11 protein-coding genes are annotated in these 13414 nt (G+C 50.7%); 2 read left to right on the plus strand and 9 right to left on the minus strand.

Annotation, left to right across the window (positions count from 1 at the left end):
• Positions 1 to 8: 8 nt before the first annotated feature.
• From DFR47_RS09385 to DFR47_RS09410, 6 genes are all read right to left on the minus strand, one after another.
• Complete coding sequence (locus DFR47_RS09385; protein WP_113944153.1) at positions 9 to 998, minus strand: ABC transporter ATP-binding protein; 990 nt, start codon at positions 996 to 998, stop codon at positions 9 to 11.
• Positions 995 to 2020 carry an ABC transporter ATP-binding protein gene (locus DFR47_RS09390; RefSeq protein ID WP_113944154.1) on the minus strand — a complete coding sequence of 342 codons (1026 nt, stop codon included), beginning with the start codon at positions 2018 to 2020 and terminating at the stop codon, positions 995 to 997. Before DFR47_RS09390 ends, DFR47_RS09385 begins: the two co-directional genes overlap by 4 nt.
• Positions 2017 to 2922, minus strand: a complete 906-nt coding sequence (ddpC, locus tag DFR47_RS09395; protein ID WP_113944155.1) for a D,D-dipeptide ABC transporter permease — start codon at positions 2920 to 2922, stop codon at positions 2017 to 2019. Before ddpC ends, DFR47_RS09390 begins: the two co-directional genes overlap by 4 nt.
• A gap of 2 nt (positions 2923 to 2924) precedes the next feature.
• Positions 2925 to 3938 carry an ABC transporter permease gene (locus DFR47_RS09400; protein ID WP_113944156.1) on the minus strand — a complete coding sequence of 338 codons (1014 nt, stop codon included), beginning with the start codon at positions 3936 to 3938 and terminating at the stop codon, positions 2925 to 2927.
• Positions 3939 to 4222: 284 nt separating this feature from the next.
• Positions 4223 to 5764, minus strand: coding sequence for an ABC transporter substrate-binding protein (locus DFR47_RS09405; protein ID WP_113944157.1), 1542 nt, complete (start codon positions 5762 to 5764; stop codon positions 4223 to 4225).
• 133 nt (positions 5765 to 5897) lie between these two features.
• Positions 5898 to 6521 carry a helix-turn-helix domain-containing protein gene (locus DFR47_RS09410; RefSeq protein ID WP_113944158.1) on the minus strand — a complete coding sequence of 208 codons (624 nt, stop codon included), beginning with the start codon at positions 6519 to 6521 and terminating at the stop codon, positions 5898 to 5900.
• 148 nt (positions 6522 to 6669) lie between these two features.
• Here DFR47_RS09410 and DFR47_RS09415 point away from each other — a divergent pair, with 148 nt between their 5' ends.
• Positions 6670 to 7932, plus strand: coding sequence for an amino acid deaminase (locus tag DFR47_RS09415; RefSeq protein ID WP_113944159.1), 1263 nt, complete (start codon positions 6670 to 6672; stop codon positions 7930 to 7932).
• A 50-nt stretch (positions 7933 to 7982) separates the two neighbouring features.
• Here DFR47_RS09415 and DFR47_RS09420 read toward each other — a convergent pair whose 3' ends face one another.
• On the minus strand, positions 7983 to 9440 hold the full coding sequence (locus tag DFR47_RS09420) for a M81 family metallopeptidase (RefSeq protein WP_113944160.1): 1458 nt from the start codon (positions 9438 to 9440) through the stop codon (positions 7983 to 7985).
• Between the two features lie 106 nt (positions 9441 to 9546).
• Here DFR47_RS09420 and DFR47_RS09425 point away from each other — a divergent pair, with 106 nt between their 5' ends.
• The gene (locus DFR47_RS09425; RefSeq protein WP_113944161.1) at positions 9547 to 10371 is read left to right on the plus strand and encodes a M55 family metallopeptidase; all 825 of its coding nucleotides are present in this window, start codon (positions 9547 to 9549) and stop codon (positions 10369 to 10371) included.
• 140 nt (positions 10372 to 10511) lie between these two features.
• Here DFR47_RS09425 and DFR47_RS09430 read toward each other — a convergent pair whose 3' ends face one another.
• Positions 10512 to 11126, minus strand: coding sequence for a class GN sortase (locus tag DFR47_RS09430; protein ID WP_113944499.1), 615 nt, complete (start codon positions 11124 to 11126; stop codon positions 10512 to 10514).
• The gene (locus DFR47_RS09435; RefSeq protein ID WP_113944162.1) at positions 11126 to 13372 is read right to left on the minus strand and encodes a marine proteobacterial sortase target protein; all 2247 of its coding nucleotides are present in this window, start codon (positions 13370 to 13372) and stop codon (positions 11126 to 11128) included. The genes DFR47_RS09430 and DFR47_RS09435 overlap by 1 nt, the downstream gene beginning before the upstream one ends.
• Positions 13373 to 13414 lie beyond the last annotated feature (42 nt).

Consider the following 13414-nt stretch of genomic DNA (forward strand, 5'->3'; position numbering starts at 1 on the left):
GGTTTAATTTATTGGTTGCGTGTGAGTGCTACGTGACATCGCACCTTAACCTGCAAGCTATCAGGTATAGAAAGTAAATTTTGCACCTTTGCACAATCAGGAATACTCATACTGCAGCGCTCGCGATAATAACAACCGGCTGGCAGGATACGATTGTTCGGTAATTCGCCAATTCTTACTTCGGAGAGTTCCGGTAGCGGGTTTTCAAGGCTTGGTGCGGCTGCGAGCAGTGTTTGAGTATAGGGATGTTTCGGATTGTTCAGGACTTCGCTTGCAGGGCCTGCCTCAACAATCTGCCCCAGATACATCACGGCGACCTCATCGCAAAAGTGACGCACAAGTGCCACATCATGGGATATAAGTAAGTAAGATAAGCCAAGTTCGCGCTGTAATTTCAGCAGCAAATTGATGATCTGTGCCTGCACAGATACATCGAGCGCGGAAGTCGGCTCATCCAGAACCAATAAGTCAGGGTCGGTGCTGATCGCACGGGCAATAGCAATACGTTGACGCTGTCCGCCTGAAAATTCATGCGGCAGGCGATCTAAATGCTCCGGTCGCAGGCCAACTGCTGTTGCCAATTCCGCAGCTTTTGTTCGCAACTGGTTTTTAGTATAGCCGCCGCGTATATGCAGCGGTTCACTGATCAGGCGCCAGACCGGTAAACGCCTGTCGAGCGAGGATTGCGGATCCTGAAACACGATTTGCATTTTTTGGCGGATATCGCGTTTTGCCTTACCCTGAGCACTGTGAAAATCCTGCCCGTCGATTGCAACCGTCCCGTTATTATAATCAACAAGACCGATAATCGCTTGTGCCAGAGTGCTTTTTCCGCAGCCGGATTCTCCGACAATACCAACGCTTTTCCCCGGTTTTACCTGTAGATCGACACCGTTAACAGCATGGACAAATGAGGTCGGACGTCCGAGCCAGTTGCGGGAAACAGCAAAGCGAACAGAAAGATTGGCAACATCAAGAACGGGAAGAGATTGGTTCATTGCAGTTCCCCTTTATGAAACGCTGCCGTAAAAGTCTCACGTTGCCAGCATGCAACCTGCTGTGTTTTACTGCCTAGCAAAGCCGGTGACTGGATTTTACATTTCTCGGTCGTTTCTTTGCAGCGCGGCTCGAAAAAGCATCCTGCAGGCGGATGCAGCAAATTGGGAACTGTGCCCGGAATAGCTTCCAGCTCCTGCTTTGGTTCTGCCCGTTCCGGAAGGCAACGCAGCAATGCCTGCGTATAAGGATGTTGCGGTGCCTCAAGAACCTGACGTGTGATGCCTTTTTCGACAATTCTGCCTGCATACATCACGTAAAGCCGGTCGCAAAGCTGCGAAACCACGGCAATATTATGCGAGATGAAAACGACTGAGGTGCCGGTGCGCCGTGCGCGGTTCTGGATGAGTCGTAAGATTACAGCCTGCACGGTCACATCAAGTGCAGTTGTCGGTTCATCAGCAATGATCAGACCCGGATTGCAGGAAAAAGCCATGGCAATCAGAACACGCTGACGCATGCCGCCGGATAATTCAAACGGATAGGCCTTCATCACCCGTTCCGGTTCACCGATCAGCATATCGGCAAGGATATCGCGGGCAACCTTTGTGGCCTCCGCCAGGCTGATTTTTTCATGGCGCTGAATCGTATCGGTAAGCTGCTTGCCAATGCGGATGGTCGGATTAAGCGCATTCATGGGTTCCTGAAAAATGGTTGAAACCAGCTTGCCACGCACATCCTGCAGCTGTTTTTCTTCCATCGCCAGTGTATCGCGGCCAAATAATCGCACGGAGCCATTGGTAATTTTGTAACGGCCTTCTGGCAGTAATCGTGTTGCTGCCATTGTCGTGACGGACTTGCCACAGCCGGATTCTCCGACAATACCGATAATTTCAGCCTTTCCGACCTCAATCGAGATATTATCGAGCGCTTTAACCGCCCCGCTATAGGTGGGGAATTCCAGCGTTAATCCGTTAATGGCCAATGCAGGTTCATCTGATTTCGTCAATGTTGTTGTCATCATCTCGTCCTCAGACGCGGGTCAAGCATATCGCGGATACCGTCACCAAGCAGGTTACAGCCCATGGCCGTGATCAAAATCGCCAGACCCGGAAATGTTGCATACCACCATTGATCCAGCATGAAGCTACGGCCGCTACTGACCAAAGCTCCCCATTCGGCAGTAGGCGGCTGTGCTCCAAGGCCAATGAAACTCAGGGCAGCGGCAATCAGAACAACACCGCCCAGATCAAGCGTTGCCTGAACGATAATCGGCGACATGGCATTTGGCAGAATATGCCAGCGTAGAATATAGAAAGGGGAGGCGCCATAAGTGCGGGACGCTTTAACATAAACCTGCTCGCGCAAAGACAGTGTTTGTCCACGGGCGAGGCGCACATAAGCGGGGATGCGAACCACCGCTACAGCAAGCATTGAGTTGAAAAGGCTTGGCCCCAGAGCCGCGGCCAAGGCCATAGCAAGCACCAGAGCCGGCAAAGCCATTACCACATCCATCAGACGCATAATGCTGGTATCAATACGACCACCGAGTACACCGGACAGACATCCGATCAGCACGCCAATGCTCATCGAGATCAGCACGATCATAAAGGCAGCGCCGCATGATGCGCGTGCACCATAAATCACGCGTGAAAACAGATCACGTCCGACTTCATCTGTGCCGAACCAATGGGCAGCACTCGGTGGTGCCAGCCGTGCAGTGAGAGAAATCTTGTCGGGATTATAGGGTGCAATCCATGGGGCAAATATAATCATCACCATCACAAGAACGATGATGGCGGCACCCAGTAAGGTGAGGGGACTGCGGCGGCTCAGATACCAGAGAAAATGCAAGCGATCGGCTATGCTCTTTTTCTTAGGCAGAGATGCAGTTGCAGGTTGATCTGTTGGCAGAGTTATCGACATGCTTAAACTTCCCTGATCTGCGGATCGGCCAGCATATAAGCAAGATCAACCAGCAGATTGATCAGCACGTAGCCGATAGATGCAACAATGGTGAAACCCATGATCGCCGGAAAATCGAGTGTCTGAATTGAGGTCACCACATAGGTTCCCATACCGGGCCATGCGAAAATTGTTTCAGTTAAAACAGCACCATAAAGCAGATCGCCCAGTGCCAGCCCGAGCAAGGTGATGGAAGGGATCAGGGCATTCCTCAGGGCATAATTGAAAATGATGATACGTCTGCGCAGACCACTGGCTTTCGCCGTTCGGATATAATCCTCTTGCAACACATCCAGCATTGAAGCGCGGATCTGGCGTGTAATTACCCCCATATTGGCAAAAGCCAGCACAAAACCGGGCAAAATAATATGGTATAAAGCACTGCGAAAAGCATCGAACCGCCCTTGCAGCAATGAGTCAATCAGCAGAAAGCCGGTTATGCGTTCCGGCGCGACAATGCCCATTGCGAGGCGCCCGCTGCCGGGCAAAATCTGAAATTTGGCATAAAAGAGATAAATCAGAACCAGTCCGAACCAGAACACGGGCATAGAAATACCGCATACGGAAACAGTGCGTGCCACCTGATCAATCGGGCCGTCTTTATAAACCGCGGACAACACGCCGAGCGGTACACCAATGAGAATGGAGATCAGCAAAGCCACCGTGCCAAGTTCGAGTGTCGCCGGCAGAAAAGTACGGATGTCGGAGGCAACCGGACGATTGGTGCGCAAAGATGTGCCCAGATCGCCGTGCAAAAGATTGCCGATATAGATGGTGAATTGCTCGATGACCGGCCGGTCAAGCCCGAGACTACGCCGGACATTTTCCAGAGTTTCTGCGCTTGCGCGGTCGCCTGCGATCATTCGCGCCGGATCACCCGGAATAAGATGCGAAATCGTAAATGTGATAACCGCAACGCCAAAGACCACAAAAAACAACAAGATGAGGCGAGGAATTATAATTCGGGTGATTGCCATCGGTCGATGCCCTCTTGGACAGAAACGTGTGATCGCCATGCGAAGGCCGGTTCTGCCTCAGATATGAAGGGATGTGACCGGCAGAGGATCGCGGTTAAGGCGATTTGTCGGCCGGTTAATATCTGCGATAGGAGCGGTTCCGGTTAATATTTTATCGTTGAAACCGCTCTGTCTTTTCGTTTTTAGGCATTATCCTTACGCAAAACCGCTTCGCACTTTTGCTGGAAATGCTTTAAACGCCACGGCGGATTGTGATTTTATCCGCCGTGATATGCAGAGTTTCGCTATTCCGATTTCGACATTGTTGCGAAATTATAGACCTGAATAAGCATTGGGTTATAAACATAACCCTTCACCACAGCGCGGCGTGCAAAGATGTCGTTCTTTTCCATAATATAGAGATATGGCGCATCCTGCGTAGAGATTTTCTGCGCTTCAATATAAAGCGCTTTGCGCTTATCTTCATCTACAATACTGGCCGCTTCTTTAACGAGTTTGCCGACTTCCGGATTATTGTAGAATGAACGGTTGCCGGGTCCGCCCATGCGATCCGGATCAAACCAGTAATTCATAAACATATAAGGATCAGCGAAATCCGGTGTCCATGCGCCCGGTGACATGTCGTATTTACCGGTCGCCGCAAGCTCACGCTTGGTCGTATCTGCGACGGATTTCAGCTCAAGTTTGATGCCGATCTCTGCGAGATAGGCTTGCAGGGCAAGGCCGAACGGCTCCCATGCGGGATCAGCCTGTGAGAATGTATAGGTCAGGCTGATATTTTTCTCACCGGATTCCTCCAGCAGCGCTTTCGCTTTTTCAACATCATAGGTGTATTGGAAACCGTCAGGATCATGACCCCACATGCCGCTTGGCACAGGGCCGCGCATTTGCTTGGCCTGACCCAGCATAATGCCGTCAATAATGCCCTGATAATCAATCGCATAGGAGATAGCCTGACGGACTTTTACATTATCAAGCGGCGCCTGTTTATTGTTCATATAGATATAATTGACATACATGCTCGGGTTGCTTTCAACCACGACAGATGTATCTTTTGCTAAGGCTTCGGCCTGATCGAGCGGGATTTGCTCAATAATATCAGCATCGCCGCTGACCAGCTTCAGGCGGCGGCCGGATACGTCTCCGACAATCTGCATGACAATCTGTTTCAGCGCCGGTTCAGCGCCATTATAATGGGCGTTGCGCTCAAGCACGATGCTTTGATTGCGCTCCCAACTGGCGATGCGGTAGGCACCGCTCCCAGCCGAGTGCTCGGCGAGCCAGCCTTTGGCCATATCGCCGTCTTTCTCATGCTCCATCACCTTGGGATTGATAATGGCTGCACCGGATACGGCAAGTGTTGAAATAAAAGGCGCAAACTGAGCGCTCAGAGTAAATTTGACGGTCTGAGGATCAATAACCTCAACCTCTTTAAGAACCGGAAACGCGTCCGACGGACCGGCTTTGAGCTTCATCAACCGGTCAAAACTGAATTTAACCGCAGCAGCGTCTACGGGCGAACCGTCATCAAATTTGTGCCCGCTGGCGAGTTTGAAAGTCCAGACAAGACCCGCATCATCTGATGTCCAACTCTCTGCAAGCTGGGGTCCGACTTCAGTGGTCTCGCCTTTATAGGCAACCAGTCTCTCATAGGCGGCATAGGTCAGCGTATAACCGCTATTGCTGATTTCAATGCCCGGATCGGCAGTCGGCGGATCTTCCGCACGTGCAAGAACCAGCACATCCTGCGCAGCGAATGCACCTGAAAGCGTGGTTGAAGTCAATAAAACAGCAAGACAGACGGATTTCCACTTTGAGATTATCATTATTGTTCCCCTCCGGAGTTCGGCGGCGTCGAACAGCGCCTTTTTGGCAATTATACCGCAGCTCCAGACTAGGTAACGATTTTACGAAGCGCAACTATTTTTCTTATCGTATGCTAATTTTACGCAGGAGCGCTCAGTCGCGGATATTTGTCTCTTTGTGGATAGAGGCTGCCAGCTCGCTTTCCGATGTTGAGCAAACGCAAAGAATTTGCGCCGGTTCCTCACTCACACTGAGGTACGCATGGCCAGTTGTGGCGTCAAAATATGCGGAATCGCCTTTTTTGAGGCGTAGCGGAGCATAATGCTCGGTATGCAGATCCAGCTCACCTTCAAGAACATAAAAGTATTCCTCGCCGGTATGGCGAATGAGCGGGCCGAATTCTTCCAGTGTTCGCGCATGAGCGACAGCAAAAATCGGCACCATCGATTTTTTGGATATCTCGGTGCAGAGATAGAGATAATCATAGTTCTTTGTTTTGATTGAGCGGCCTTGCCCTGCGAGTGTGAAAGTACGCCTTCCAAGCAGATTAGGCGTATCGCTCTCTGATGAGGTGCCAAAAAGCTCAACAATATCAATTTTCAAGCCATGCGCGAGTTGTACCAGACGATCATAGGTCAATGACATCTGATTGTTTTCAACCTTGGATAAGGTCGAGACCGCAAGACCGGTCATGGTGCTTACCTGTGATAATGTCCAATGATTACGAAGACGAATATCTTTAAGATAGTCACCAAGAACGGCTTTTTGATCGCTCATTATTTTTTACATCCTGCGCTTCAGATATGTCTGAATACTGCGTTTTAATTTCGTTGACGATAATAAAATTTGACAGATATGATAGGAAAATTATTTTCCGGCCTTGTCTTCTAAAACTTAGTGCGAATGCGAATTAGGAAGAGCATCCATGACCTTCAATCTTGAACCACTCAAATCGATTGTAGTGGATGATACGTCGAAAGCTATCCCGTCATGTGTAAAACTTAGCCTGAGTGAAATTGGTGGGCAGGGCTGGAATGTACTTGCTGGCGATGTGCCTTTGCCTGTGGCGGTTATCCGTGCGCAAGCATTGCAGCATAATTCCCGCTGGATGCAGAAATTTGTGGCGGAGCGCGGCGCCTTGATTGCCCCGCATGTTAAGACCACGATGTGTCCGCAGATTATGGCGCAGCAGCTTGCCGATGGTGCATGGGCACTGACTGTTGCAACTATTCAGCAATTGCAGGTTTGTGCCGCGTTTGGTGCGACCCGTATTATCCTTGCTAATCAGGCTGTTGGCCGTGCCGAACTGGATACAATCGCCGGTATTGTCAAGGCTGGCAAGATTGATTTTATAATGCTGATTGACAGTGAAGCAGGCATTGCGGCAGCAACAGCCGCGATGAAACGTCATCAGGTGACGGTACCATTGCAGGTCTTGGTCGAGCGTGGCTATGAGGGCGGGCGCACCGGTTGCCGCACCAATCAGGAAGCTTTGGAACTGGCTAGAAAAATCAGTGCTGCGCCTGAGCTGTCTTTGGTTGGCGTAGAGGCTTTTGAAGGACTGATTAAAGCACCGGCAGAGTTCAAAGAGCAGGTTGTTGCTGCATTTATGGATGATATTGCAGCATTGTATCAGGCGTGTAAGGATGAAGGCCTGTTCGGCTGTGAAAACCCGCTCGTGACCGCCGGTGGTTCTTCCTATTATGATATTGTACTGGAAAGACTGGCCGGATGCGGGGCGCGTGTGGTTACACGTAGCGGTTGTTATGTCACGCATGACTCAGCCTTGTATCATGCACAACATCAGCGGCTGGCTGCGCATACGGGTGAAACTGATGGTTTGCGCCGTGCCTTGGAAGTCTGGGCCTATGTACAGTCAATTCCGGAAAAAGGATTGGCACTGGTTTCAGCCGGACGGCGCGATTGCGGTACGGATGCTGGCTTTCCGGTGCCGCATCTGGTGTCAAAACAAGGTGGCAAGCCACAGGATTTGCCTGAGGCATGTGAGATCATTGATATGAATGATCAGCACGGTTTTATGCGTTTTCCCGAAGAGCTTGAACTGTCAGTCGGGGATATGATCGGCATGGGAATTTCGCACCCGTGCACAACATTTGACAAGTGGGACATCCTCTCCCTAGTGGATGAGGATTATAATATCACCGACGCATTGAAGACCTATTTTTAAAAAAGTGGTTCCCTTCCGGTCTTTTGAATGGCCGGAAGGGAACACTGTTTCTAAACTGCGAAAGGGTTATCCACCCGTGGCCAGTAAGGCTTTTTCAGCTTGGTAAAAGGTACTTTATCAAAATGCGGCTGCAGAGCACCGGGTGCCGCAACATAATGAATCTCATGTGCAATCGGTTCAAAACCGGCACGGAAATGATTGCTTGATTTAACAATAACGATTTTCTTCTTCGTCGGATCAAGTCCAAGTGCGCTCATGCATTCCGGATGAAAAACCTGTGTACGTGCGCTGTTCAAAACAATATCCACGCTGCCCGCACTAACCCATACAGCATCGCCGATGGAAAGCGGTACGATGCCAAAGCGTTGGGTTATGCCGGAACTGATACGGCGCACAGTCACCACCAGATCAAGCGGATCGCCTGAAGGCTCTCCAATTTTACCGCCGATACGCAAAGGCAATGTTGCACCTTCTCCGGCTTCCTTGCACATACGGACTGCAATCGGATCCCAGTAAAGACAGCTGGCAACATCTTCAATCCCGCGCTCGATAATGCGACGCAAAATGAAGGTGGAATCCCCCGGCGCACCGCCACCGGCATTATCCGAGACATCAGCCAGAATAATTGGACCCTGCGGTGCCGCAACGGCATGATCAAGCGCTTCATCAATGGTCAGGTAGTCGCCCAGAAGGGTATCACGGGCATTGAAGATTTCCTCACCGAATTCCTGCGCAATTCTGACTGCCTGTGCTTTGTCATTATCTGTGACGACGAGCATTTTCGCGCCGACATCTTCAACATCGCCCCAAGGAAAACCATGCCCGAAAGACAGGAACAGAATACCATCGTGCCCTTCCATGGCTTTCATCCTGTCAACAAGTCCGCGTAATGGTGCCTGATGCACGCGAAATGTGCTGATCATCCGGCAATCATATAATGCCATAACCGGCTGTACGTCGCCGTTCAGTGTCTTGACCATCAATGCAAAGAGCTGCGCTGCGACTTCCTCAATATCCGTATGCGGGTATTCTTTATAAGTTGCGATTATTGTTGCATTATTGATCATACGATCTGTGAGATGGCAGTGCAGATCCAGCTCAACAGCAATCGCAATATCGGGGCCGACTATCTGGCGGATATGCTCGATCAGATCGCCTTCAACATCATCATAGCCATCGGCTACACAGGCGCCATGCAATGCAAGCATAACACCGCTAACCGGCATGGCAGCTTTGAGATCATGCAAAATTGTCGCGCGAAAACTTTCATAAACGGCACGGGTGGTTTTGCCGCCAGGTTCAGCTACAGCGCACAGACTTTCAACAACATCCCAGCCTTTTTCTTCGGCAGCATTACGCCAGACATACAGTTGTGAAGAACAGCAATTCAAAGGTTTCGTCGTCGCATCACCATAGGCAATCTGGTTTTCGCTGAAAGCCTCGTGACCGGTTTGCATTGGTGAGAATGTATTTGTCTCGGTATCCAGCCCTGCAATGAACAGTTTCATTCGCTATTCCCCATTTTAAGAAAGTTATTTTCTTAAAATGAAAATATGTTTACCATTCGAAAGTCAAACATAATTCCGCGTCGGGAGCGCGGTAAAGGGGAAACAAATGCGTTTGTATATTTCTGCTGATATTGAAGGCATTGTCGGCGTTGTCAGTCGTGATCATCTGGGACCGGAGGGTTTCGAATATGAAAATGCTCGCAGGTGGATGACAGATACTGTTGTACACGCCTGTGAATCCGCCCGTGAAGAAGGCGTGGATGAGATTGTTCTCAGTGACTCCCACGGTAACGGGGAAAGCATTCTGATTGATCGTCTGCCGGATTATGTACAGATCGTTCGTAGCTGGCCGCGCCCGCTGATGATGATGCAAGGTGTGGAAATCGGCTCTTATGCAGGCGCTATGCTGCTTGGTTACCATGCCGGTGCAAGCCATATGGGCGGGGTGCTCTCTCATACGATTGGCGGCACAGCTTTTGCTGAGGTCAGGATTAATGGTGAGATCATGCCGGAGGCCGGTATTAATGCAGCCATCGCCGGACATTATGATGTGCCGGTTATTTTAGCTTCCGGTGATGATGTAGCATTATCCGAGATCAGTGAGAAGATCGGTGATATTGTTCAGGTCGAAGTAAAAAAGGCCTACAGCACACAATCAGCACTGATGCTCACACCGGCCGTTGCTCATAAAAAATTGCGTGAGGGTGTAAAAACCGCGCTCGCCAAAATTGGTTCAGCCAAGCCGTTTAAACTCGAAAACCCGGTGCTGGAAATTGTGTTCCGTAATCGTCTGCCGGCAGAGTATTTATCTTATCTCAAATGTGTCGAACGCACTGATGGGTATACAATCCGTTATCATGCAGACGACATTGTTGATTTGTCGCGCTTCATCCAATTTGTGGTGGGTTATAATTCGCGCCTGACATTCTAAAAAATATAGCGCCTCTCTTTGAATATCTGACTACGATTATGCTTGAGTTTGTTTTTAGACAAGCAACGCAAGCATAATCATTGGTGGGTTGTTTCCAGATATTCTTGTCGGTGGTGACGTAGCGCCATTGAAGCCTCAAATCACTCATCTAAAGTTGCATAGACGAGATAACGCAGCGGGCCTTGCGTAACTGCATCAAAGGGGTAGCAGGTCGCCAGCACCAGATGAGAGCCTGCTGCGTGAACATCAATCTGCGCCTCATCCCAACGCGCGACGGTCATTTGAGTGGCACGATAGGTGTATGTTTTTCCGTCGTTGCGGGTAATCCGAATAAGGTCACCTTGTCGGACATCTTTGAGAAAAGCAAAATGCGTATCGCGATGCGCTGCATAAACCGCCGTTCCTGCTTCACCGGCTTTTGGTGTGTTCTGCAAATGGCCGGGGCCAAAAGCCAATGCCTGTCCGCTTGCGCCATTCAGCGCAATTGCTGATGCCGCCAAACGCGGTGCTTCAATCCGCGCTACTGGCCAGATGTCGGCCCATGCCCACGGTTTAACCTGTTCGCCTGTGGTAATACTCTGCGTAAAAGCGCGCTCAAGCAGGATTTGAGCTGCATAGGCTTTGGCATGGATCAACAGCCCTTGCCCGAAAAGAACAAGGCCGCAGGTCATAACAGCAACCGACAGCAGGACAAGAGGGGAGCGCACCCGTGTGCGCTCCTTTGCCTTAGTATTTTGGATAATAAGGATACCCATCATGCATTCTCTTTGCGGCGTGCTAACCAGAAGATGAGAAACCCGATGAACATGACGCTTAATCCCTGAAGCATATTCAGCATTGCCGGTGTTGCGGTTTGTGGCAGCGGCATGGTGGCTGCCGGAGTGACAGGTGAGGCGGGGCGGTTTTTGCTTTGAACCACGATCTGCTCTTTGCCTGCATCAGCATGGTCAAGCACACTGCGATCTGCACGAATGCCGAACAATGTCTCAAAGTCCCATCCGGCCGGAAGCTGCAAAGGAATATCAGCGCGTGTGAGCGGGACGTTTACAGGGCGGCTTGGTGTCCGATCGACGGCAACAAGGCTCGTCAGACGTGTTACCAGATGATGTTCCAGTGCGAGGCTGAGGATACGTGTATCGGCTGCCAGTGCTGTAATCTTGCCGAGTTTCATGTCCACTTCAGCATCGTCGATCTTGCGGCGAGCCCAAATTTTGGAAATGCCTTCCGCCGGACTGGCTGCATCAAGCGGCAGGGTTACTGTCCATGGGCGGTTTCCGACTGTGCCTTCAATCGTCATCGTACCGCTCACCTGTTTTGTGCGTGCAGCGAGCACCAATGGTTCACCCTGATAAAGATCAGGAAGCAGCCCCGGTGTCAGACTGATACCCTCCTGCGAGAAGCTGGCTTTTACATTGGTAACAATCGGGCTTTCGAGCTTCTCGAACAGTTCACGCATGCGTTCATTAACTTCTTCCACCGCGCCGATATGGGTGAAGGTGCCACGGCCAAGTTCAGAGGCCTTATTCATCAGATAGGTGTTGGGTGCTGAGCCGATACCAACCATGAAGAGGCGGGAGCGGTCACGGCGTGATGCAATGACATCAAGCATTTGCCGTTCATTGCTGATCTCGCCATCGGTCAGAAACACGATCTGGCGCAAACCATCTTTTTGGTGGCTGTCATCAAGCGCTGCGTGCAGTGCTGGCAGCATTTCTGTTCCACCGACCGCTTCCAGTGTGGCGACATAGTCGCGGGCATTGGTAATATTGAGCGCTGTAGCAGGGACAGAGTCATCAAAAAACTTGGTCAGCGTGTCATCAAAACGAATGACATTGAAGCGGTCAGTGGGTTTCACACGGGAGAGGGCATAATCAAGGCTGGCTTTGGCCTGTCTCATCGAGGTTCCGCCCATCGAGCCGGAATTGTCGATAACAAAAACGATCTCTCGCGACACATTTGCAGAGCTTTTGACAAGCGGCGGGGTCACATAAGCCAGCAGGTAATCATCATTGCCAACACGTTCACGGAACAGGCCGACAGTGGGCATTTCGGATTCAGCCGCTTGCCATTCGAGGACGAAGTCACGATCTGCCGCAGCCTCACCAGCCAGAGTGATCTTTGATGTCTGCTCATTCTGCTGATCAATCTGGACAGGATGATACAGGCTTTTAATATAGGTAGCAGGAAAACCGGCTTTGAGGTTGAGCGTAATTGTCACCGGATTGATACGATCTTCGTCCGGCATCACGAGGGGCGTTTCAATGGCATCATTGTCTGAGCCCTGTGTTGGGTTTGCCTTCTGCTGTCCCCAGCCGCCCTGCATATCTGCTGTTTCAACAATCGGTTCAATGTTTTCAGGGTTGTAGCGCGGTGCAACAACGAGCGGCACACGCAGAGAAAAGCGATTATCACTCAGGCGAACTGCCTGCTGATATTCAATCTGGATGATGACTTTTTCATTCGGACCAAGATTAGCAACCGCGTTGGTAAAAATGTTTGGCCGTTGTTGTTCAATGAGGGCTGTCTTCTTGCCTTCGCTCTTGGCTTTCTCATAGATTTCGCGTGCGGCCTTTTTTTCTTTGATGTCTGCAACGATTACGCGGTCGCCGACAATCATCTTCAGGGAATAGACCGCACTATCGTCAGGCAGCGGAAAGACATAGAGCCCTTCGACCCAATTGTTGGTCGGGTTTTCAAAAATCTGGCTGAGGCGGGCGCGGGCGGTAGGGCCGCTGACATCAATGTTGAAATCTGTGGCAAGGCGTGGCGCTTCCACATATTGACCGGCTTCACCGCTTTGCAGCAGCAGGCTGCCGCTTTGTACGGCATTGGGTGTCATATAGGCCGGTGTTTCAGCGCGGGCTGAAGCCATATTGAGCAGCGAGAGGGCGACGGCCAGAATTGGCAGGATCAGCATATTCACAAACCAGATGAGTTTGCAGAATTGCGAGAGACTGACCGCATTTGCGTTGCTACGGGAATGTCTGATGGCGGGCGACATGATGTTGCTCCTGTATCTGTCGGATAATTGGAGACAATTTCG

The organism is Pseudochrobactrum asaccharolyticum (assembly GCF_003314995.1).
GTDB classification, from domain to species: domain Bacteria; phylum Pseudomonadota; class Alphaproteobacteria; order Rhizobiales; family Rhizobiaceae; genus Pseudochrobactrum; species Pseudochrobactrum asaccharolyticum.